This is a genomic window from Spirosoma flavum (genome assembly GCF_042686045.1).
GTDB classification, from domain to species: domain Bacteria; phylum Bacteroidota; class Bacteroidia; order Cytophagales; family Spirosomataceae; genus Spirosoma; species Spirosoma flavum.
This window is the reverse complement of the sequence record NZ_JBHUOM010000023.1, coordinates 287,160-309,834: the sequence shown is the minus strand read 5'-3', so window position 1 is coordinate 309,834 and position 22,675 is coordinate 287,160. Positions and strand designations below refer to the sequence as shown.

Here is a 22,675-nt window from a genome sequence, read left to right as displayed (position 1 = left end):
AATCAAGTAAAATTTAATGTGTCGTTAAAAATCCTTAAAACGCTGGAGAATGACAAATTTTGTATCCACAAGCAACGTTGACTTACGAGACGCGAATGGAAACCAAAACGCTTTACCCCAGCTTTACAAATTCTACGAATCTGGTTATTGACTGGGGAAACTCTAGCCTGAAAACGGGCTGGTTTATTGGTTCGGAACTGGTAGAAATTGGGCGTTATGACTCGCCCGATGCTTTACTAACCGACTTTGTTAATCGTCCGGTATCTCAGGTATTGGTTTCGTCAACGAGTCGCCCCGGTAGTGATATTCGTAGTCAGCTAACCGATTTAGGTACCGATTTTTGGATATTGGATAGCCAACTGCCTGTACCTATCCGGAAGGCATATGACACGCCTGCTACCCTTGGGGCCGATCGAGTGGCGGCTGCGGTAGGTGCCACGACTTTATTTCCAGGTCAGGACTGTGTTGTTCTTGACTTGGGAACCTGCCTGACGGCTGATCTTGTAGACTGGGATGCTGTATTTCAGGGTGGCCTAATTTCGCCGGGATTGCGAATGCGATTTCGGGCAATGCACGAGCAAACAGCCCGCTTGCCGCTGGTTGAGGCTCCCACCGATTTGGGAGACATCTGGCCTGCTCTAACGGGCAAGAATACGCAGCAAGCTATGCAGAGTGGCGTGATGAATGGATTGGCCTTCGAAATGAATGGTATAATCGAAAACTATCGTCGGGAACGACCGGGGATTGTGGTATTGGTGTGCGGGGGTGATGCGTCTTCCTTTGAAAGTCGTCTTAAACCCCCGATATTTGTGATGCCTGAATTGGTACTGATTGGATTGAATCGAATTTTACGCTATAATGTTGAGAATTTACAAGCGAATACGCCAGACGTTAACGCATAGTTTGCTGGCTGTTGCCGCGACATCGCCGATGGTATTGGCGCAGGGATTGGGTAACTCACCCTATTCAGCTCTGGGCATCGGAGAATTATATAGCCAGGGTAATGTAACAAATATGGGAATGGGCGACGTTGGCATCAGTAATACCAGTTCGTTCTACCTGAATTTGCAAAACCCCGCCCTGCTGGCCCGCAGAACGCGTTTTACCGTATTTGAGGTCGGGTTGGTTGGCCAATCGAAAACCATAAGTCAGAACATCAGTAATACGCTGAAGAGCCAAAGCAATTTTGCCGGCAATTTAGGGTATCTGGCTTTGTCTTTTCCCGCGAATTCCCGCTGGAATATATCGTTGAGCTTAAGACCCTACACCTACGTAAATTATAACATTCAGAAATTCCAGGCCGTACCGGGCACCCCTTATACCGCACAATATAATTATACGGGGCGGGGCGGATTGAATAAAGTGACCTTTGCCAACGGTGTGCGGGTAACAAAAAATATTTATGCTGGCGTAGAGGCTTCGTTTCTATTTGGCAACATTACTAATTCATCGGATGCACGAGCGATTGTTAGTAGCACCGATATACTTGTAACCCATTTGAATCGGACGAATTATAGCGACGTCGTCTGGAAGTTGGGCGCTGCCTGGCGACCTAAATTGAACGATACCTGGACGCTTAACTTTGGGGCTACTTATGATCCTAAAATGCATATTAGTGCGACTCAGACGAACATCTATCAGCAGACTTCGCTAAGTGGCCAAGCTATTGCTGCACCTGATACGTTACAGCTAAATTCAAATGCGCAGTCAACATTGCCGCAGCAAATGCACTTCGGTGCCAGCATTGAAAAGGGAAATACGCTTCTGGTTGGGATAGATGTAGGCTTTCAAAAGTGGAGCCAGTACCGTACCGCCGAGAATAAACCCGGAGGCCTGGCCGATGGTATGACCGTTGCAGGAGGTGTGGAGTATACGCCTAAACCTACTTCAACCCGTTACCGCGATTTAATTACGTTCCGCGCTGGGTTTCAATATAATAAATTGCCTTATATGGTTAGTGGTGCACAGCTTACCGATATAAACGGTAGCCTGGGGATGTCGTTACCCTTAGGAGCTTATTTTGTTAACCACGTAACCCTATCGCTCGTCGGTGGGCAGCGGGGAGTGTTAAGCGGTACACAAATTAAGGAACAATATGTGCGCATAGGACTTGGCTTCTCACTCAACGACTGGTGGTTCCGCAAACAGGTTGTTGACTAACGTGAACAGAAAACGTAGCATGGATAATGTAAATCCTGGAAGAACAAGGGAGCTAAAAGCTGCCTTCAATTCTTCATTCTTTCGCATGAGCGGAACGATTCTACTTTTTTCATTCTTATTGACAGCTTGCGAAAAACCCAAAGAGACTAAAAAAATAGCTCCTTACACGGGACCAATTGAAGAAATTAATGACGTGAAGCTGTTGTACAGTGAAGCAGCTAAGCTGAAGGTTAAGCTAACAACGGCAAAGCAATTTCGGTACGTCAATGATGACCGACGCTATCCAAAACCCGTCAATATTGTGTTTTACAGCCCGACTGGTGAGGAGATAACGACCATTCGATCTGATTCGGGCCGTTATGATAAGGCGAAAGATGTGTATGTTGTTATGGGAAATGTGGTCGTCGTCAACAAGCAGAAGCAGGAAAAGCTTCTCACGCCCGAGTTGAATTGGAAACCGCAGACAAAAAAAGTATTTACCGACAAGCGGGTGACTATTCTAAGCCAGCTAACGGGCGAAAAACTTTATGGGATTGGCTTAGATGCGAATCAGGATTTTAGTCAGTATTCCATTCGTAAGCCAACGGGGATTTTCAATATGGAAAACGGAATTTAGTAAGTGGTGCCGGGTTTGAGAACCCGGCACCACTTACTTTTTACACTGTGCCAGAATTGGTGTAACTTCTTTAACACCTATCAACTTCTTCTGGCCGCCCCATTCGTTATAGATATAAGTAACTAACTCAGCCACTTCAAGATCACTAAATTGCGGTTGTGCGGGCATAAGACGATTATACTTTTTGCCATTGACGACGATTGGTCCCTGCTGGCCATACCTGATCAAGCAAATCACACTCTTTTTATCGGCTAAATAATCTGATCCGGCAATAGGTGGGTATAGAGCCGCCAGACCCTCACCTTTAGTTTGATGGCAGTTGGCGCAGTTATTTTTATAAATTAGAATACCTTCCGTAATGTACCGCTGTCTCTTAATTTCTTCGTCACTCTGGCAGGAGAGAATACTGGCAAATGCAAAAATGGTAACTACTATTCCGGCTAAGCGCATCATGGTTTGTCTTCGGCTAGTAACCGGTCCATATCGTTCATTAATTTGTCAACCCCGGCTTCTGTAGTGCCATCGTAAATACCCCGAATGTGCTTGGCTTTGTCGACCAAAATAAACGCACCACTATGAACAACACCTCCCGGTGCCGACGAATCGGCCTGAGCTGTGACCATGTAGCTATTTTGGCCGATGTCGTAAATTTTGTCGCGGTCGCCTGTAACGAATAGCCATTGCCGACTCATGACACCGAGATTCTGCGCAAACTCCTTCAGTACGGCTACTGAATCGTGAGCGGGATCGATGGTATGTGAAAGCAGCATTACGTTCGAATTTCCCTTAAACCTTTCATACACCCGCTTCAGTTGCACTTTCATTTTGGGGCAAATCGTTGGGCAACTGGTGAAGAAGAAATCGGCTACGTAGATTTTATTGTCGAGCGTTTTGGCCGTAACCGTATCCCCGTACTGACTAATAAATTTGAAATCGGGGATTGTCTGGTAGACTGAATCGGTTACTGATTTGCCATCGACAATTTTCGTGACGGCCTCCCGTTGACCCAAAATAGGAAGTTTGCCATTGGTAGACGTGTCGCAACTCGACAGAATAATGGCCGTGCTGACCATTACAGTTAATTTTTTATTTCTTGCCCAAAAATTGGCGAGCTTGTTCAATACTGGCATTAACTTTTGTTTTGACATCGATAATTTTATCTTTTTGCCCGGTCAAATAACTCAGAGCTTCGTCAGATGATAATTTAGCGAGGGTATCGCCATTATATCGGCTCATCCATTCCATCATCAAACTATCTGCAACAACCAGATTACGACTTAAGCGGCTAGCCTGTTCCTTCTCTTCATCTGTACGAAGCGTAGCAGCCGCTGAGCCGGTTGATTTCAGACTATCGAGCGATGTAATTCGTTGTTTCAACTGCTTTCGCAGCTTCATAATGTCATCAATTTTGGGCATTACTTCATCATGGATGGCAAACACTTCGTTTTCGGTTTCTTTAACAGTTTCCTCGCCCGAATTGCAAGACCAGAAAGTTCCAGACAAAATGAGCAGTCCGGCAATGGAAACAATAAGTTTACTCATTAAAAATGAATGTTTGGGTTAGGGTAGTAAGACAATATAACACAGGAAGTGGGCTGCACCATTGGTCATTTTGCTAGTGGTGCAACGCGTTGTTTCAAAATTTCACGGGCATTTTTGAGCGCGCTAGGTGATGGATTTTTTCCGCCAATCATTTGAGCAATTTCGTTGACCCGCTCTTCCAACGTTAGTTTCTTTATACGACTAACAGTTTTGGCGGCAGAATGATCTTTATAAACAAAGTAATGCGCTGTGCCCTGACCGGCTATCTGATGGAGATGCGTGATGGCAATAATCTGGTGACTGTGCGACATATGGCGCATCATATTGCCCATTTTGATGGCAATCTCGCCCGATACGCCAGCGTCAATTTCGTCGAAGACAATAGTAGGTAATGATCGTTTACTAGTCAGTATGTACTTAATCGCCATCATCAGCCGCGAAAATTCACCACCAGAGGCTACGTTTTTCAACTGTTGTGGTTTAACACCCTTGTTCGCACTGAACAAAAATGAGATGGTATCCGTGCCCGTTGATGTCGGTTTACCCGTCTCTGCCTGTATTTTTAGTGATGCGTTTGGCATACCGAGATCGTTCAGCAAGTTACCAATCTCGATCTCAATAGGTTGAATAACTTCTCTTCGGGAGATCGATAAGGAGTCGGCGCTGATCTGGAGTTGCGCGCGGGCTGCTTCAGCCTGGGCTTTGGCATCGGTCAGCGCATCATCCAGATTTAATACTTTGCTCACCTTCTGACCGAGTTCATTGCGCAGCAAAATTAAAGCCGCTACGTTTTTCAGCTGGTGTTTGGTTTGAAGCTGGTACATCAGATTCAGCCGCTCACGAATGGTTTCGGCGCGGGTATCATCTATCTCAACATGGTCTTGCTCGATGCTGATTTCATCGGCTAAGTCGCGCAATTCAATCAGACTACTTTGCGCCCGTTGCTGCAATTGATCATACTGATTCGATAACTTGCTGATATAAGCCAGGTTACTAACTGTAGTCTTCAAAAAGTCAATAACCGATTGCTCCGTATTGGCTAGATACTCATACGCCACTTGCAGTCGTTCTTTAATATCTTCGGCGTTTTCAAGAATCGTTAGCTCCTGTTCGAGAGTTTCCTGCTCGTCGGGTTGTAGCTGCGCTTTTACTAATTCTTCGTACAAAAAATTATTGTAATCAAACTCTTTGCGCATGGCCGAAGCCTCAGTCTGCAACTGATCGTAGTGCGATTTCTTTGCCCGATAACTCTGATAATCTGTACGATAGGTTCGCAGCCGTTCATCGTTTTGAGCGTACGTATCCATAATCTCCAACTGGTATTCATTGGAGCCAAGCAAGACCGAATCGTGTTGCGAGTGAATGTCCATCATCTGGCTCGTTATGCGCCGAAGCGTTTCGAGATTGACAGGTGTATCGTTGACAAACGCCCGCGATTTTCCACTCACACTAATTTCACGACGAACAATGCACGTATCGGAATAATCTAATTCTTCATCTTCAAAAATACGTTCGATACGATAGCCCGATACACCAAATGTACCTTCGATGATGCATTTCTGTTCGGGATTGTATAAGACGCGCGTATCGGCCCGATTGCCAAGAAGCAACCCAATGGCACCCAGTATGATTGACTTTCCTGCTCCCGTTTCGCCCGTGACAATGTTGAGTTCACGGTCGGGCGAAAGTTCGAGTTCATCAATCAGCGCGTAATTTTTTATGAGTAAATGCGAAAGCAAAATCAGTGATTAGTTAGCCGTACAGAGTAAACAGAAAATAAGTGAAAAAGTACTTACTGGCAACTGCTCACTGTATCAATTTTCGGTAATTTTCTGTTTTGGAAGGGTCTAAAAATGAAAGTAAATCAAAGGCTTGCTTGCGTTCGGTCGGCGTTCCCTCGTAGAGTATGTTGTATATCTCCTGCGATTTTGCGTCGAAAAAAGAACTGAGTAACACCGAATTAGGCAGTTGTAAGCCAATGGTACGGATCGTTGTCAGCAAAGTAAGCATTTGTTTGCGTACCTGCACTGGATTGGCAGCAAAGACATCTAACCCCTGCCGATGATAGTTGTATATACCATCTCGAAAGGGAATTAATTGCTGATTTTGCAGATTCTCGATCAGCCAGTACCGATTTCGGCGGTCACCGCCGGTTTGCCAGGCTCCATTGGGTGACCCTTGTTGAGCCAGATTTGTAATGGAATAGGCGCGTTGTATGAATGGATTACCACCCTGCTTGCTGAAGGTGTCATAATCCATAGCCAGAATAACATTGGCATAGAAGGCTAGCAGGGACGTCAGGTCATCGGAAAATTGATTTTCCCGAAAATAAACGGGTGTCGTTGGCAGATACACGAAGTTAAAAGCCCGATCAACGTAACTAAACGTCGTTGTTTCGTAGTTTGTGCCATACACGGGCCGCGACACGATGATTTGTGCAGTTGCTTCAAAGGCTCCCTGCGTCAGGGATTTTAACAGGTTAATATTTATCGAACAATTAATGCGCTCCGTTACCGTAAACTGATCATTGCTCCATCGCCGGTTGTTCATGAATTCGGTAATGATGCCTTTCAACTGGTTCACATAAGAGAAATCGGTTTTTTGTTGCGCAAACAACTGATCGGAATTAATCGTCACCTGACAGTTCAGCTCCTGCGCCCGCGCTGACCCGATAAGGAAAATTAATAGCAATAAAATTTGTATGGTTTTCATTATCGCTGACTTAGTATATCGCCATGTCTCACAGCGATTTTAGGACTAAACTCACCAAATCCTGTGCCACTTCATCCTTCGATTTGAGGGCAAATTCATGAGCTTGTTCTTCTTTATCAATAACGGTAATTTTGTTGGTGTCGTGCCCGAAACCTGCTCCCAAATCACGAAGTGAATTTAACACAATCCAGTCTAAATTCTTAACGTGAAGCTTTTTTAATGCATTCTCGCGCTCATTGTCCGTTTCGAGAGCAAACCCCATAAGTAACTGTCCCGGTCGCTTTTGGGCTCCTAGAGTAGCGGCAATGTCTATGGTTTGGGTTAATTCAAGTGAAAAGACAGCTTCTTTCTTTTTAATCTTTCGGTCGGCGGGGTAAGCTGGCGTATAGTCGGCAACAGCCGCACTCAACACAACAATGTCGGCATCGGCAAAAGCGACCTGTGTAGCTTCAAACATCTCTTGTGCGGAGCGTACATCAACACGCCGAATGCCGGGGGCGGGGAGGTTAAGGGCTGTAGGACCACTCACTAACGTAACACCAGCCCCGGCCTTAGCAAAGGCTCGGGCAATGGCATACCCCATTTTGCCCGTCGAGTGATTACTAATATAACGCACCGGATCAATGGATTCCTGCGTCGGTCCCGCCGTTATCAAGACATGCTTCCCAGCTAACAAATGTTGATCTCGGCTCCCTGTCCAAAATGCGTCAAGTGTCTGAATAATGGCTTCAGGCTCAGCCAATCGTCCTTCACCTACTAAACCGCTGGCCAGTTCGCCATATTCGGCCCGGATGATGTGGTTGCCAAATGATTCGAGTCGGCGCAGATTTTCAACAGTTGTTGGATGATGATACATGTCAACATCCATTGCCGGGGCAAAGAAGACCGGGCAGCGAGCCGATAAATAAACGGCCGACAGCAGGTCATCACAGAAGCCGGTCGCACAACGAGCCAGGGTATGAGCGGATGCGGGTGCTATTACAATGGCATCGGCCCATAGACCCAATTCAACATGATTATTCCAGCTGCTATCTCCAGGGCGGTCATGTTGACTAGTAACAAAGGCCGATAATACGGGCCGTTTCGACAATGTAGCCAGCGTCAGGGGGGTAATAAACATCTGTGCCGACTCCGTCATAACCACCTGCACCTCGGCACCCGCTTTCACCAGAAGCCGAACTAACAAGGCCGATTTATACGCCGAAATGCTGCCTGTAACACCTAAGAGAATTCGTTTGCCTGCTACTGACATCTAATGAGTACTAAAGAGAAGGGTACGAATTTAAGTATGTTTCTCATGAAAATCAGTTCGTTAAAACACTAAGAACCGCACGGTAATATACCGTGCGGTTCTTGAAAAGCTAAACAGTTTACCTTACTGCTGAGCGTCTTCTTCGTTATAGCGCCAGTAAATTTTACCGTCCAAAAATTCATCAATGGCAATAGACGTTGGCTTCGGCATCCGCTCGTAGAACTTCGAAATTTCGATTTGTTCGCGGTTTTCAAAGACTTCTTCGAGGTTGTCAACTGCCGAAACGAATTCCGACAATTTGTTGCTCAGTTCTTCTTTATTCTTCGTCGCAATCTGGCGGGCACGTTTCGAGATAATCGAAACCGATTCATACAGATTTCCGGTTTGAATCGCAATCTTGTCGCTATTGCGGGTAATGATAGATGGATTTGTTGCCATATACTTAGTTAACAATAAACTATATTAATTTGCTGCCGTCACCTTTGCCGGGCGAGCGGCATCTTTCAGTTTTTCTCTTTCTTTTTCGCGCTCCTGTTCTAATTTATCCAAGCGGTCGATCTCTTTCTGACTAGTGTCATACATCTTCTCAGACTGCTTCAGAAATTGACTGGTTGGGTATTTGTCTACAAACGCTTGGTGATAACCGATTGCCTCCTTATAACGTTCCTTCTGTTTGGTTTCCAAACTATTCTGCGCTAAGCTAAATTCGGCATCGACTTTTAAATAAGCCAGTTCTTCGTTGTATTCCGAGTCGGGGAATTCCTTCTGGAAGTTATTAATTGCAATAACTGCCGATTTGTAGGAAGCAATGTTGAAACCACTGGTTTTATAATATAATCTGGCTTTTTCGTAGGCTTTTCGTTCCAGCTTACCCCGCAGTTCCAGAATCAATTTCGTAGATTCTTCTTTATACTTACTATCAGGGTAGGCATTAACAAAATCTTGCAAAGCCGAAGTTGCCGTTAGCGTATTCGATTGGTCAAGATTAAACGAGGGCGTGTCTTTATATAGCGAGTAGGCATACATATACATAGCCTCCTGAGCATAATCTGAGCGCGCAAATGTCTCATAAAACTTCTTGAAAAGCGTAGCACTAAGCAGATACTGCTGTTGCTGGTACTGTGTGTAAGCGTAGTAGAACTGAGCCATTTCTGACTCTGTACTACCTTTGAGGACTGGGATTAACTCTTCGAATAGTAGCCCTGCACGATACCAATCCCCTTTTTTATAGTATTGAGTAGCCCCTTTGTACTTTTCGTCATCGCTCCCACTTTTCTGTAATTTTGAAAATGGACTGCATGAGCCAAGTAGAAACACTACCCAAATCCCTAACAAAATCTTACCAATATGACGGTGTTGCATATGTTTGCAAAGATACAAAAAAAAAACAGGCTGCACCGTTTTAACGACGATGTAGCCCGGTATAGTGCTGAAAACAGTAACTGACTGACGTATTTTATACTATTTTAACAGTACTCTTCACTCTTTACTGATGGCGAACGAGTAGTCTTTTGGTGGCTACTTTTTTTCCATCAACCGAAAGTTGGTAAAGATAATAACCTGTATCCAGAAGGCGGGTGCCAATCTGAACCTTACGCTCATTGCGCTCCAGCTCATACTCAGCAACGGGCGCACCTAATACATTAAGTAAGACTAGTTTTGCCTCATTCGCACCAGTAAATTGATAATCCACTTCGGCGACATCGTCGGCAGGGTTTGGATAGGCATTAGAAACCCACAATTTTTCGTTGTTGTAGAGCTTGTTTTCACCTTTTCCTTCCTGAGCGGGAATGGCTGGACGTGTAGCACTCTCAACCGTTTGCGCATTCTCGACGGCAGTTACATGAGCAGTTGCCTTTGCACCAGAATGTGTCATCAGCAGGGAACGATAGTGCGCATTGATAGCACTATTTTTGTTCAGCGTCATGGACCGGTCAAGACCTGATAGCGTAGGACTTGGGGCAATTGAAAACCGCTGTGACGGTAAGCCCGGAGTCGTTGTTTTGCGTACTGGCGACGTCCGTCCCAATTCGAGACGGCTTCCTTTACGAGCATCCGAATCTCGCTGGGCAACCTGGGCCTGAAGCGGGATAGTTGCCGTTAGCAAGCCCATCAATACACCAATAAGTATAATTTGTTTCATGTAAGTCTACTTCATGTACACACGTATTAACCACAAACCTATCTATCTTAAAAGAGAAAGTCAACGGGCAATTGTTTAAAAAATTGTTAAAAGAGATAATTATTACCTTAAAAGGTTAATTATTACCCTTTTGAACCAATTTTTGGGCTAAAGGTTTAATTGTTGTTTTCTTTTTTAATGGTTTTCTAATTAATGGTTGTTCCGTTGGCGGTGTTTCGAGCCATAAAACCTGGTTCTTTGTTGGCTTCTCTGCCTCTCGCCACCGAAAACCGTCGAGTTCCTGAGCGTCAGGAGTCAATTCTTTAGGTGGTATGAGTTGCGAATCCGGATGTCCGTAAAACCGAATCCGGCCAACCTTATTATCGGTGAATTCAATGTTCATTCGGCTGGATTCAACATGGTTCAGCCCGATTAATCTATTTTTTTCGTCAACAGCGTAGTAGATACTTTGACCATTACCATCTACCAGAACCCTGTCAATAACAGTTTGCTCCTGAGCCAATACTGTAGTTGAAACTGGTGCTCCGCTTTTTGGAGTCAATACGCGTTTAGAAGGTATATTCGTTGCAAGTGCCGAAACAGAACTTGACGCATTGACGATTGCCGGGGCTTTTGGGCCGGATGGACTTGTTCCTGTAACCGTTGTCGATACGATTTTTGTCGTAAAATAAGCCGTCACCGTACGTCCTTTTATTTGGTTATAGTTCTTAAGCGTATCAAGCGAAATGACGAACGATTTTGTTTTGAGAAACAGCGTATTAATTTTATTATTTTTGAATATAGCCCGCATCGAATCAGCTTCCATCTGGTATTTATTCTGACTCCAGACAATAGGTTTTTTGAAAAAATAAATGGTCGAATCGGCCATATCGTAGATGAGCGAATCGCATTTACTTTGTAAGTCTGATTTATAAAGAAATACGTTTTTCTGGCCGAGCAATCGGCGGGTATTCGTTAATTTGTTATCGTAGGAAAACAACGTATCAGCCCGTAAATAGAGCGTGTCTTTGGTGGCTTCATTGGCAATGCTTTTGGCAACGGGATGACCTGTTACCCGCGAAATACCCGCTTTCCCATTGTATCGGACATGGTCGCCCGTAATAACAGCTTTTCGGTCTTTGGCAACCATAATGACGTTGCCTTTGGCAATACCCAACTCAGATATATTATCGTAGTATAACGAATCGCCCGTCAGTCGGTATTTTGGCGTTTCGACCGTTGCCCGATGCTGGAAGTTTGAAATGCCTGATGTTGTGTTGTATTGCCCTTCAACTGCTGTTAAAACACCGTCTTTGTTTGTAATGCGCGTTGGTCCCTGAAAAATGGCAAGCCGGGTTAAGGAATTATACAGCAGTGAATCAGCCGTGAGCGTACCTTTGGGGTTTACTAAGCGAACATTTTGGTGAAACGTAAATAGCTTGGTACGGGTATTGTAATATCCTTCGCGACTAGTCAGCACGTTTTCTTTATCGACAATGCGGCCGGGAGTAGGGTAGTGGGCAATGCCCGACAACATATCGTACTCAAGTTGAGCCGTTGTAAGGGTCATTTTACGGTCACGCATACTTACATGACCACGTACGTTAGCCTGGCGCGTGTTGCCATAATAAAACATGGTATCGCCCCGAACAGTAATGGTATCACCCTGGATGATCTGGACATTGCCATACGCTTCGATCACATTGGTCGTCGCGTTCTGAATGGCGAGATCACAATACAGCAAAACCCCTTTCTGACGAAACCGGACGTTGTTGTATATTTTTCGAACAACCTGACCCGGAATAGTCATGCCCACTAAACTGTCGGAACCGGGCAATAACTCAACTTTGTCGACTGCACTGCCAGGAATTGGCGGGCGACCGGACGACGGAGATCCAACTTGCGCCAGCGAATCGGCCGACACAAGCAGAGAACCAAGCAGAACGAAAGCGGTAAGAAAATGTGCAAGCAAACGAATCATGGTCACAAAACTACGGCTTAGGGCCGACTACAAATGGTTGACGTGGAATTTTTAGGATTTATTAACGACAATCGACTGTTCAACCCAACCGATAAAGTACTTCTGGCCGTTAGCGGTGGGGTAGATTCGGTGGTGATGGCAGAGCTATTCCACCGATCCGGCCAACCGTTTGCTATCGCTCACGTTAACTTTGGCTTACGCGGAGCAGAATCCGATGCCGATGCTGTTTTCGTTCAAAACAAGGCAGACGACTACGGGGTTCCGTTTCACCTGACCTGTTTCGATACGGCGGCTGTTGCTAGTGCGCGGGGTGTCTCTATTCAAATGGCGGCTCGCGAACTCCGCTACGTTTGGTTTGCCCAATTGCTTCAGGAGAACTCGTACGCTTACGTCGCTACGGCTCATCACCAAAATGACGTGCTCGAAACGCTGTTGCTCAACCTGACGCGCGGTACCGGATTAGCCGGGTTACACGGTATTTCGGTCCGGCAGAATCAGGTTGTCCGGCCACTATTATTTGCCACGCGCGACAAATTGGCCGCTTATGCAAAAGAACATAGCTTGCTGTACCGGGAGGATAGCTCTAATGCCGACGACAAGTATGCCCGCAATCGAATTCGCCATCACGTTGTGCCGGTTCTCAACGAGCTGAATCCGGGATTATGGCAAACGCTGCCGCGCACCGTTGAGCGGTTACGAGCTGCAGAGACCTTAATGCGGGCCGAAATCGATCGTTCCTGGCAGGCCATTGCTGAACCACACGGCGAGGGGACGTTACTCCCGATCGCTAAACTGCTCGTACTCTCTGAACTGGCTTTTCGGCTCTCGGAATGGCTAAAACCGTTTGGCTTTGTAGACGAGCAGATACGGCAACTTGTTAAGGCCCTGACTCAACCCTCCGGGCTGGTAATTCAGTCAACCACACACCGGGTTGTACATGAGCGATCTGGTTTTTTACTAGCCCCCTTACCAGTAGGGATCAATTATAAAATAACGTTAACTGACTGGCCAACTGAGGTAGTAGAAGTCGAGGGGAATTTTATGTTGACTACTGAAGTGTTCGATAAACCAGCCGATTTTCGGCTACCAATTGATTCGAACATTGCTTGTCTGGATGCCGACCAACTGACGTTTCCACTGACTGTTCGCTCCTGGAAGCAGGGCGACAAACTAAGGCCTCTAGGGCTGAACGGCCACAAACTGGTCAGCGATTTACTAAATGATTTGAAAGTAAGCCTTACTGAGCGGGAAGAAACGGCTGTACTATTGTCGGGCGATAAAATCGCTTGGGTAATTGGTCGCCGGATTGCGCATTCCTTCCGCATAACGACAAAAACGCGCCGAATTGGGCGATTTATCTGGCAAGTGAAATCGAGTAAGGTACATTTGTAAGGTAACAAAAAACGAATAACATTAACTTACAGGACAGTCAATGACGACTTTTTTAAAAGTTGGCATTCTATTTGATAGGTTTCGGACAAGCCCCAAAAGTAATTAACTTATTAATATTCATGAACCGAATTGTACGTGTCTTGCTACTGGCAGGACTGGCCTTCTGGAGTCTGACTGTTCAGGCACAAAGTGCGCGGCTACGAGCGGCTAACAAGCAATTTGAAAACCTTAGCTATGTCAGCGCAGTGCGGGCGTACGAGGAGTTTTTGCGGGCCGACAAAAAGAAGGAACCTGCTGAAACCCGGGATGCTATGATTAAACTCGGGTACAGCTATCGAAAGTTGCAGGATACACGCAATGCTGAGCGTGTTTACGGCGAACTGATAAAATCATATACCGACTTAGATAGCGAGGTTTATCTGTATTATGCACAGTCGCTGGCAGCTAACGGCAAATACCGGGATTCGCAAAAAATGTATAGCCAATATGGCGAAAAACAAGGTCAGGATTTGCGCGGACGCCGTTTTACCGTGTCTTATATGGACATGAGCCGTTTTTATCAGGACTCATCATCGTACCGCATATATAACCTGCCTATCAATTCGCGTCAGGCTGATTTTAGCCCAATGTATTACAAAAATGGGTTAGTATTTGTATCGGCCCGCGATGAATCGGGTGTTGTGAAACGCGTCTTTAACTGGAACCAGACGCCCTTTTTAGATTTGTATTTTCATCCAGATACCAATCAGTTGCGTGTGCCCGGTTCAGATCTGCGGGCGGTTAGCTCGTCTGTTTTGGGTGGCGGCAGCGAAACCAAAATAGACGGACCTGAGAGTGCAGTCGAAATGAAACCATTGACCAAAGCCGAAATTTTTAGTAGAACGCTCAACACGAAGTACCATGAGGGGCCAATGACGTTCACAAAAGATCAGAACTACATTGTCTTTACCAGAAATAACGCCAGTAAAGGGAAATCGGGTAAGAGTTCGGATGGCGTCAAAAAATTGAAATTGTATTCTTCCGTGAACAGAAATGGTAAGTGGGTTGATATTCAGGAAGTGCCTTTCAATAGTAATGAGTACTCAGTAGGCCACCCTGCCTTCTCGCCCGATAACACAAAAATGTATTTTGTGTCGGATATGCCGGGTGGTTATGGGGGTACCGACATTTATGTGGTTGAGTTCAATAATGGCCAGTGGGGAACGCCCGTCAACATGGGTAAAGAGATTAATACGGAAGGCAACGAGATGTTTCCGTTTGCCGCCGAGGGCGAAAATCTTTATTTCTCCTCCGATGGGCACGAAGGTTTAGGTGGTTTAGACGTGTTTGTTGCCGAACTAAAAGACGGGATTGCCTACAAAGGTGTTCAGAACGCGGGCGCGCCTATCAACTCTGAAAAAGATGATTTTGGGTTTATTACCGATAGAAATCGCACGACCGGTTACTTCAGCAGCAACCGCAAAAAAGGCATCAGTGACGACGACATTTATTCATTCCGACGGGCCTGCAAGCAGCTGAATATTTTGGTGTTTGATGCTAAAACTGGTTCGCCACTTGAAAATGCTGACGTACGTATCTTGCGGAACGGGTTAAATCATGACTTGCGCCTAACAAATGTTAATGGTCGCACTGATTTGTGTGTGGATTCAAATACGGAATACGAGTTCAGGGCTATTAAAGAAGGGTTTGCTATGAACAGCATTCGTTTCTCAACCCTGACACAGTCACCAAGACCCGTGCTGAATGTATCTATTTATCTCGAACGGTCGGAAAATACGGTCGTGAAAGGCGTAATAAAGACGGAAGTGAACCAACAACCCGCTACCGGTGTGAAAGTGACTCTGCGTAATGATAAAGACAAATCGGAGCAGACAGTCATGACGGGTCCTGATGGGGGCTATGAGTTCGCCATGAAGCCTAATGCGCCGTACACAATTACCGCTCAAAAGGATCGCTATGCCACCAAAAAAGCACAATATGGTAAAACGAAGCGCAAATCGCAGGTTCTCACCGACTCACTCGGCCTCTACGGTGTTGGTGATATATTTCAGCTAAAGAATATTTATTACGACCTGAACAAGTTTTTCATCCGCGCAGATGCGGCTCGTGAACTCGATCATGTACTGGGGATTTTGAAAGAATATCCGCAAATGCAAATCGAGTTACGCTCACACACCGACGCCCGCGCTACGGATACGTACAACATTCGGTTGTCGGAAAATCGGGCGAGAGCTGCTATGGATTACCTCGTGTCGCGGGGAGTGCCGGCCAACCGGTTGATAGCTCGTGGCTATGGCGAGTCGGAAATCATTAACGGTTGTATTGATGGGGTGAATTGCTCGGAAAACGATCACCAGCAAAACCGCCGAACCGAGTTTAAGATTATGGCTGTGCAATAAATGAGGTTTGTCCTATCGTACCAACAAAAATGGCTCGCGTTAACGCGAGCCATTTTTGTTGGTACGTATTTATCTACGATGTCTTAACGTGCTTCTTATGAACCGATTTCGTGGTAGCAGTCGTGGTTTTGGTTGGACCGCTTTTCTTAACAGTCGTAGTTGTTTTACTAACTGGCTTGTCTTGTGAAGGGGTATTGGCAAAAGTAGTACTTCCACAAAGGGCGGCTACGACGAAGGCAGCCAAAATTGACTTTTTCATGGTATTGAGAATGGTTTTAGGTGATAGCCCACCTGAGTAGCAGGCTTTTCGGGTGAAAGATCGGCTGGATTTATTAAATACCGATGAATGATAACTTAAAAAAAGGTTAAACTGTTATCACCCTAACAGTTACCGATAATTGGCCCACATGGCGCATCGTATGCTCGGCTGCGTGCGTCAGTAAGCCAATTACTGTTGAAGGCAATTGTGATCGTCCAACACCGCGCGCTTCGGTCAGTATTTTCTCATCGGTGGTGCGGAGTTGAGCAAGGGCCTGTTCAACCTGTTTATCAAATTGGCGAACTAACTCCTTAACGGATGACGTAGTTGCATCAGGTTTTCCCTCTGATTCTAATGCCCTTAACTGACCAGGCGAAAGAGATTCATTTCGGGCATAGGTAAAGATCCGGTCAAGCACACCCGTCAGGTGCTGTAAATGGAAACTAACGGAGGCTACATTGGCAGGACGTTCCCAGAGTAAGGTTTCTGGAAAATTGTCCATCAGCACATACACTTCTTCACGAGCCTGCATAAGCGCGTGAGCAATCGGCTGAAGTAAGGGAGATAGGTCGGGTAATGGTCCTCGCAGCCAGACTTCGCGCGTTTCGGTAGACATTTCGGCAAGAATTAAATTACTGTCCCGCCATCGGCGTAAAACAGGCTGCCCGTGCTGTACGACGAGGCATTGGAGGCCAGAAATAGAGCCAGCGGACTAATTTCGTCAGTCGTGCCCATACGCGCAATAGGAATGCGTTTTGTAAAGTGATCCAGAATTTTTTCGTCCTGCCACAGAGCTTGGCTAAACTTGGTTTTAATCAGACCGGGACAAATAGCGTTAACGCGGATACCATCGGGACCCCATTCTTTAGCCAGTACTTTGGTGAGCATGTTTAACGATGCTTTGCTGACGCTATACATGCCCAGGCCAGGATCAGGCGTATGTCCGGCAATGCTGCTTATCATAATGATACTACCTCCGCCCCGCGATTTCATACTCGGATAGCATAGCTTACTCAACTCAAAAGGTGCTTTCACATTTGCCTGCATAATCTTGTCGAAAGCCGCCCCATCGCAGTCGAGCGAGGGACCAAAAACGGGGTTTGAGGCCGCGTTATTGACCAGAATATCAATGCCTCCATAGGTTGCAATACTCTTGTCTACTAACTGTTGAAGCTGGGCCATATCGCCTACGTGAGCAGCAATGCCCGTAGCGTCTCCACCGTTCGCCCGAATATCGGTGGCAAGAGCATCGCAGGCGTCCTGTTTTCGGCTGCTAACAATAACCTTCGCGCCAAAGCGGGCAAATAGCCGGGCCATATCTTCACCAATGCCTTTGCTGGCACCCGTAATAACGGCCACCTTGCCGGTGAGATCGAAAATAGCTTTTTCAGCTACCAGCGGGGGTTGATGTTCCATACGGTTCTGGGACAACCTGGACATCCATATCCAAGTAGAAAACTACAGATTATAAACCCGGATATAGAACTCCAGGCTTCAGGAATTTACGTTTACTTTTCGAAAAAACAGACAGTACCACCAACCCAGTCTTTATTTTTATTGAAGTTGACGCCAATCATTTCGCCCCGGCTCAAGCGACCCAGATTAGTCAGAAGCGTCGGCCTGGCATCCTCTTTAGGCCAGATGAACAGCATCCGAATTTCACATTTAACCAGGCCATCGGGTGATTGAATAATCGGTTCGTATTTGACTTTGCGCTGAATCAGATATCCATCACGTTGATAGGACGGAATCGCGTCGAGATCGTCGGTAGTGATGTTCAGCTTGACCCCACTGCCTGCAAACGAGAATAGTGGTTTCAGTACGTAATTTTCCAGGTCGGTGGGGTAAGTGCCCAAGTCAGACAGATAATAGCTGGCTGGAACGTAAGGGCTTTTCAGTAAAGGAAGCGTGTATTTACTAAGGCGAAAAAACCAGTTTGGGTGCCCAACCCATTCAACATCTACATCATCGGTGAGGTGAAAGTCTGTTCGTAGACCGGGGTAGTTTTGCAGGTCATCGAAAATTAAGCGGTTATAAATTCGTTTAATGCGAATCTGCCGCCCCTCTTTCTCATAAAACAGATTCCGCCCCTCTTTTCTGATTTTTGTGAGACAGACAGCGGCTACGCCGAGTTGCTTTTCCGTCAGCATAAAATCAATACGCGTTTTTTGCTTTTCGGGGTAGATTTCTAATAGAATTACTTCTTCCGGCAAGCAGTCGCCCACAATCATCTGGCGCAGCTGTTCCAGATACTCCGCGTTGTTAGCAACGGTGAACAAGTGCGAAAGGTTATCTGGAATAGGATAGAAGCTACGGAAAAGGGTAGCAAGATAAGGCTGGAAATTATAGAGCGACGGAAACCCCTGTAACTCAATTAATTGTGGTGTTAATTCTCCGTGTGCTGGCCCGCCGGATGCATCTCTACAAACGGCAAAATCAACAGCCATAAACTGTGTATGTGCGTCAAGTCCGTTGTCTGGCTCATTCGGAACATGTTGTTCCGCTGGAATCGCCTTTTCTGTCAACGCCTTAAAGTCATCACGGGCGATAACGGCGATGATGTCATCGCAAGCTTGTAAAATCTTGTCAGTCAGAACTTTCGGGACGAAAATGGGCGTTTCAGCAACACGAAAGTCTAGCTGACCGGGCAAGTCGGTATCAATTGTGCCCAAAAAATCCCGATAGCGTTCCGGGCTAAAGGCTTGGTTATACGCTTCGCGGACGGGTTGGATCATAAGCTATTTTGTTATTCCGATCAGGACGCGGGGTTCGAGATGCGTAGTCCAGCTCGTGGAATCAATAGGATAAATCTGCTCTGGTGATCGGGCTTAATAGAAAATAAATTAACGTTCCCCCGGAAATCGGGGGAACGTTAAAGCCGATATCAGGCAACTTGTGGTTCTTCAAGTGTAACCGATAATGAATGAATAGCCTGACGCAAAAATCCTGGTAAGATAACGGACTCAGTCAGGGCAATCTTATCCGGGTCCTGCAAATAAGCGACCATATCATGGTATTTTTCCCGGCCAAAATTTGAAATGATATGATTGCGTTTCTCGTCTTTCAGGAAGTAGCGAAGCATCCCCTCATTGTCGGCTTCGGGGTGAAACTGAGTGCCGACAACTTCAGGTGAGAAGCGCATAGCCATCACTGCCCGATCAAGCGCTACATGGGGTCTGATTTTCTCTAAACACAAAATACTAGCTCCCCGGCTCTCCATGCGCTCAACATTCGGGTCCGTAATCTGATAGTCCCGCGAATCAACTGCATAAAATGGATCAGGCAAATCCTTTAGCAACGGATCTAAAGACCCTTCGTCCGTTTTATGTATTGGGAAAATACCGAATGAAGTCGATCGGCGTCGGCTCAGTAAACCTAAATTAAGGTGTCGGGTAACGAGCTGAAAGGAGTGGCAGATGAGAAACACATATTTTTTGCGCTCATTATGGATGTTCCAGTCAAAAATCTGGTCAATTAACGCAAAGTAGCGTGCTTCCCAGGCATCTGATGAGGCCATTGGGCTACCCGGTCCACCCGACGATATATAAATATCGTAGTCTAAATCAGGAATTTCATTATTCGCCCGAACATCAAATACATCAAACGAGAGTTCGGCGTGATCATTACCCTGTACGTTCCGAATTAAGTGTAAAATACAGCGCATGCCCTCGTTGGCATGGTTGTTATTCATATCGAGAACGGCAATTTTTACTAAGCTCATAAAGTATCTGTTACGGCTAATTAGTAGTTGAGTGATCTAGTAACTAAATGATTTAGAAATAACTATATGACGCCAAAAGAAGTTTCCTCGACAATATAATTTACAACTTGCTTCAAGTCATTGGTCTGTTGGAAAACAGCCAGTTGACGGTCCGCTCCGGTGCCCATTTCAAGGATTTTTAGAACGTATTCGCACTCAGAGCGGCTACCGAGTTCATCGACGACATCATCAATAAAATTGAGCAATTCATGAATCAGGTGGTGCGTAGGTACTTCCTCCTGCTTGCCAAAATCAATCAATTTTCCTTCAATACCATATCGGGCGGCCCGCCACTTATTTTCGTTAATCAGAATACGCCGGTATGGCTGAAAGTTAAGGTTCTGTTTGTGAAGTTTATAAATCTTAGCGACTAGGGCCTGCATAATCGCGGCTAAGCAAATGGTTTCGTCTACACGCATGGGAATATCGCAGATGCGAAACTCAATGGTGTCGAAGAAAGGGTGCAGCCGAATATCCCACCAGATTTTCTTGCCGTTGTCGATGCAACCAGTTTTCACCAGCAGATTGATGTATTCGTCGTATTCATTCGCCGACGAAAAGAAGTCAGGAATCCCGGTACGTGGGAATTTGTCGAATACTTTCGAGCGGTAGGACTTGAAGCCCGTATTACGGCCTCGCCAAAACGGAGAGTTGGTCGAAAGCGCGTAAATATGGGGTAGAAAATACCGCACTGCATTCATGATCTGGATGCCCTCATTGCGACTTTCGATACCCACGTGTACGTGCAGGCCAAAAATCAGGTTCGAACGGGCTACATCGCGCAGCTCTTCAATGAGTTGGTCGTATCGTTCGTTGGGCGTGATTAATTGATCCTGCCAATCGGAAAAAGGGTGTGTACCGGCAGCCGCAATTTTTAAATTTTGCTTCTCTGCCAATTCAATAATCATCTTTCGGAGGTAGGTCACCTCTTGGCGAGCCTCATGAATATTATGGCAGATATTGGTGCCAACTTCAACAACGGCCTGGTGCATTTCGGCCTTTACCCGTTCGTGAAGGACAATTTGGCCACCGTCGACAATCTTCGACATGTGCGAACGCAACTCGCCCGTATTGGGGTCAATCGTTTGAAACTCTTCCTCGATACCAAGGGTAAATTCAGGCATTGGCGTTATCAGTTAGAATCAAATAGGTCAACAAGTTGATATAAACTAAGGGGTAAGATACATTTTTTTTGTAAACCTGATACAGCACAAATGGTTTTCTGAAGAATTGAAAACCAAACCGTCAGAGTATGAGAACGGAACGTGAAAAAAAACTAATTACAAAGTACTGGCTGTTCGGAGGAAGTGGGGCTATGGTGCTTGGAAGCGGGTTAGCGGTATTATTGCATGGCTCTAAGCTTGCAGAAACAAATACAGGTCCCTGGTTCTGGATTAGTACAGGTGGTTTTGCACTTATTATGTCGGGACTAAGTTTAATTGGCGATGCTAACCGGTTTCGGACATTAGCCGATGTGTTACAGGAACTGGATAAACGGGCTCAACCGTAACGTACGAATAGGTTTACTACATTGATATGGCCGAAACGCCCAAACGAAATATAATCGAGACAGTCAAACAGTACGGAAACCGGCTGTCTCGATTTATTCGTGGACAGGTGAAATCAGACGAAGATGCCGAAGATATTTTGCAGGACGTCTGGTATCAACTGACCAAAGTGGTTGACCTCGATGGAATTGAGAGCATGAGCGGGTGGCTGTTTCAGGTAGCTAAAAATAAAATAACGGATACATACCGTAAGAAAAAAGAGGACGCTTTTTCGGACTTGATGGGCGAGGAGGAGGACGACGACGACTTTCGTTTCAGGGAAATTCTGCTAGCCGATGCCGCCACACCCGAAGACCAATTTTTTAAGGATATCTTCTGGGAAGAATTAATGAGGGCGTTAGCCGAGCTACCAGAAAATCAGCGCACTGTATTTGTTCAAAACGAATTGGAAGACCGGACGTTGCAGGAAATTGCCGACCAAACGGGCGAGAACCTAAAAACCATTATTTCTCGAAAACGCTATGCCGTTCAGCATCTCCGCAAGCGGCTACAAAGTTTATACGACGAACTTGATAACCTATAAGCCTATGAGAACTCCCTCCGGACGAAGACGATTTTTCTTTCCACTATTTATGGTGCTGGCGCTGCTGGCCGTTTCGTTTGCGGTGTATTGGCTATGGAATAATGTATTAGTGGCCGTTGTTGCTGTCAAACCAGTGACTTACTGGCAAGCGGTGGGTTTGTTAATTTTGTCCCGAATTTTACTTGGTGGGTTTAAGTTTGGTCAATTCGGTGGGCGACCAAATTTGGGCGGACGACCCGACGGCCCACAAAACTGGCGTGAAAAATTACGTCACATGAGTGACGAAGACCGGCAAAAGTTCAGAAGCGAATGGAAAAAACGCTGTGGGGACAGATCATAACCTTAGTTTTCCAACTGATCATAACCTGTCAAGGACTATAGTAATATGC

24 protein-coding genes are annotated in these 22,675 nt (G+C 45.9%); 8 read left to right on the top strand and 16 right to left on the bottom strand.

The window, feature by feature from the left end:
* Window positions 1–95: 95 nt before the first annotated feature.
* The 3 genes from ACFS25_RS22005 to lptC all read left to right on the top strand — a co-directional run bounded on the left by ACFS25_RS22005 (window position 96) and on the right by lptC (window position 2,776).
* Window positions 96–902, top strand: coding sequence for a type III pantothenate kinase (locus ACFS25_RS22005; protein WP_381505298.1), 807 nt, complete (start codon window positions 96–98; stop codon window positions 900–902).
* Window positions 859–2,160, top strand: a complete 1,302-nt coding sequence (locus ACFS25_RS22000) for a hypothetical protein (RefSeq protein WP_381505297.1) — start codon at window positions 859–861, stop codon at window positions 2,158–2,160. Before ACFS25_RS22005 ends, ACFS25_RS22000 begins: the two co-directional genes overlap by 44 nt.
* Before the next feature lie 85 nt (window positions 2,161–2,245).
* Complete coding sequence (gene lptC / locus ACFS25_RS21995) at window positions 2,246–2,776, top strand: LPS export ABC transporter periplasmic protein LptC (protein WP_381505295.1); 531 nt, start codon at window positions 2,246–2,248, stop codon at window positions 2,774–2,776.
* A gap of 33 nt (window positions 2,777–2,809) precedes the next feature.
* On the opposite strand, the gene ACFS25_RS21990 is transcribed toward lptC, so the two are convergent.
* From ACFS25_RS21990 to ACFS25_RS21945, 10 genes are all read right to left on the bottom strand, one after another.
* On the bottom strand, window positions 2,810–3,229 hold the full coding sequence (locus tag ACFS25_RS21990; protein WP_381505293.1) for a c-type cytochrome: 420 nt from the start codon (window positions 3,227–3,229) through the stop codon (window positions 2,810–2,812).
* Window positions 3,226–3,849, bottom strand: coding sequence for an SCO family protein (locus ACFS25_RS21985; protein ID WP_381505291.1), 624 nt, complete (start codon window positions 3,847–3,849; stop codon window positions 3,226–3,228). The genes ACFS25_RS21990 and ACFS25_RS21985 overlap by 4 nt, the downstream gene beginning before the upstream one ends.
* A gap of 13 nt (window positions 3,850–3,862) precedes the next feature.
* Complete coding sequence (locus ACFS25_RS21980; protein WP_381505290.1) at window positions 3,863–4,318, bottom strand: viral A-type inclusion protein; 456 nt, start codon at window positions 4,316–4,318, stop codon at window positions 3,863–3,865.
* A 65-nt stretch (window positions 4,319–4,383) separates the two neighbouring features.
* Window positions 4,384–6,057, bottom strand: coding sequence for a DNA repair protein RecN (gene recN / locus ACFS25_RS21975; protein ID WP_381505288.1), 1,674 nt, complete (start codon window positions 6,055–6,057; stop codon window positions 4,384–4,386).
* 67 nt (window positions 6,058–6,124) lie between these two features.
* Window positions 6,125–7,030 (bottom strand): type IX secretion system protein PorD, encoded by a 906-nt coding sequence (porD, locus tag ACFS25_RS21970; protein WP_381505287.1) that lies wholly within the window; start codon window positions 7,028–7,030, stop codon window positions 6,125–6,127.
* A gap of 28 nt (window positions 7,031–7,058) precedes the next feature.
* Window positions 7,059–8,282 carry a bifunctional phosphopantothenoylcysteine decarboxylase/phosphopantothenate--cysteine ligase CoaBC gene (gene coaBC / locus ACFS25_RS21965; protein WP_381505284.1) on the bottom strand — a complete coding sequence of 408 codons (1,224 nt, stop codon included), beginning with the start codon at window positions 8,280–8,282 and terminating at the stop codon, window positions 7,059–7,061.
* A gap of 123 nt (window positions 8,283–8,405) precedes the next feature.
* A complete protein-coding gene (locus ACFS25_RS21960) occupies window positions 8,406–8,720 on the bottom strand; it encodes a DNA-directed RNA polymerase subunit omega (RefSeq protein WP_381505282.1) in 315 nt (104 codons plus the stop codon).
* Window positions 8,721–8,744: 24 nt separating this feature from the next.
* Window positions 8,745–9,644, bottom strand: a complete 900-nt coding sequence (locus ACFS25_RS21955) for an outer membrane protein assembly factor BamD (RefSeq protein ID WP_381505280.1) — start codon at window positions 9,642–9,644, stop codon at window positions 8,745–8,747.
* Between the two features lie 124 nt (window positions 9,645–9,768).
* The gene (locus tag ACFS25_RS21950; protein ID WP_381505278.1) at window positions 9,769–10,425 is read right to left on the bottom strand and encodes a T9SS type A sorting domain-containing protein; all 657 of its coding nucleotides are present in this window, start codon (window positions 10,423–10,425) and stop codon (window positions 9,769–9,771) included.
* A gap of 115 nt (window positions 10,426–10,540) precedes the next feature.
* Window positions 10,541–12,385 carry an OstA-like protein gene (locus ACFS25_RS21945; RefSeq protein WP_381505276.1) on the bottom strand — a complete coding sequence of 615 codons (1,845 nt, stop codon included), beginning with the start codon at window positions 12,383–12,385 and terminating at the stop codon, window positions 10,541–10,543.
* A gap of 33 nt (window positions 12,386–12,418) precedes the next feature.
* On the opposite strand from ACFS25_RS21945, the gene tilS reads away from it, so the two are divergent.
* Window positions 12,419–13,777 (top strand): tRNA lysidine(34) synthetase TilS, encoded by a 1,359-nt coding sequence (tilS, locus tag ACFS25_RS21940; protein ID WP_381505274.1) that lies wholly within the window; start codon window positions 12,419–12,421, stop codon window positions 13,775–13,777.
* A 119-nt stretch (window positions 13,778–13,896) separates the two neighbouring features.
* Complete coding sequence (locus tag ACFS25_RS21935) at window positions 13,897–16,176, top strand: OmpA family protein (RefSeq protein WP_381505272.1); 2,280 nt, start codon at window positions 13,897–13,899, stop codon at window positions 16,174–16,176.
* Window positions 16,177–16,249: 73 nt separating this feature from the next.
* On the opposite strand, the gene ACFS25_RS21930 is transcribed toward ACFS25_RS21935, so the two are convergent.
* The 6 genes from ACFS25_RS21930 to ACFS25_RS21905 all read right to left on the bottom strand — a co-directional run bounded on the left by ACFS25_RS21930 (window position 16,250) and on the right by ACFS25_RS21905 (window position 21,319).
* On the bottom strand, window positions 16,250–16,435 hold the full coding sequence (locus ACFS25_RS21930; RefSeq protein WP_381505270.1) for a hypothetical protein: 186 nt from the start codon (window positions 16,433–16,435) through the stop codon (window positions 16,250–16,252).
* 106 nt (window positions 16,436–16,541) lie between these two features.
* Complete coding sequence (locus ACFS25_RS21925; protein ID WP_381505268.1) at window positions 16,542–17,051, bottom strand: DinB family protein; 510 nt, start codon at window positions 17,049–17,051, stop codon at window positions 16,542–16,544.
* A gap of 11 nt (window positions 17,052–17,062) precedes the next feature.
* The gene (locus ACFS25_RS21920; protein WP_381505266.1) at window positions 17,063–17,851 is read right to left on the bottom strand and encodes a glucose 1-dehydrogenase; all 789 of its coding nucleotides are present in this window, start codon (window positions 17,849–17,851) and stop codon (window positions 17,063–17,065) included.
* A gap of 92 nt (window positions 17,852–17,943) precedes the next feature.
* A complete protein-coding gene (locus ACFS25_RS21915) occupies window positions 17,944–19,170 on the bottom strand; it encodes a hypothetical protein (RefSeq protein WP_381505264.1) in 1,227 nt (408 codons plus the stop codon).
* 149 nt (window positions 19,171–19,319) lie between these two features.
* Window positions 19,320–20,156 carry a type 1 glutamine amidotransferase gene (locus ACFS25_RS21910; protein ID WP_381505262.1) on the bottom strand — a complete coding sequence of 279 codons (837 nt, stop codon included), beginning with the start codon at window positions 20,154–20,156 and terminating at the stop codon, window positions 19,320–19,322.
* A gap of 62 nt (window positions 20,157–20,218) precedes the next feature.
* Window positions 20,219–21,319 (bottom strand): carboxylate-amine ligase, encoded by a 1,101-nt coding sequence (locus tag ACFS25_RS21905; RefSeq protein WP_381505260.1) that lies wholly within the window; start codon window positions 21,317–21,319, stop codon window positions 20,219–20,221.
* A gap of 128 nt (window positions 21,320–21,447) precedes the next feature.
* Here ACFS25_RS21905 and ACFS25_RS21900 point away from each other — a divergent pair, with 128 nt between their 5' ends.
* Genes ACFS25_RS21900 through ACFS25_RS21890 form a run of 3 tightly spaced genes read left to right on the top strand, consistent with a single transcriptional unit; the run spans window position 21,448 to window position 22,626 of the window.
* Window positions 21,448–21,705 (top strand): hypothetical protein, encoded by a 258-nt coding sequence (locus ACFS25_RS21900; RefSeq protein WP_381505258.1) that lies wholly within the window; start codon window positions 21,448–21,450, stop codon window positions 21,703–21,705.
* 26 nt (window positions 21,706–21,731) lie between these two features.
* A complete protein-coding gene (locus ACFS25_RS21895; protein WP_381505255.1) occupies window positions 21,732–22,286 on the top strand; it encodes an RNA polymerase sigma factor in 555 nt (184 codons plus the stop codon).
* A 4-nt stretch (window positions 22,287–22,290) separates the two neighbouring features.
* The gene (locus ACFS25_RS21890) at window positions 22,291–22,626 is read left to right on the top strand and encodes a hypothetical protein (RefSeq protein ID WP_381505254.1); all 336 of its coding nucleotides are present in this window, start codon (window positions 22,291–22,293) and stop codon (window positions 22,624–22,626) included.
* Window positions 22,627–22,675: the final 49 nt, after the last annotated feature.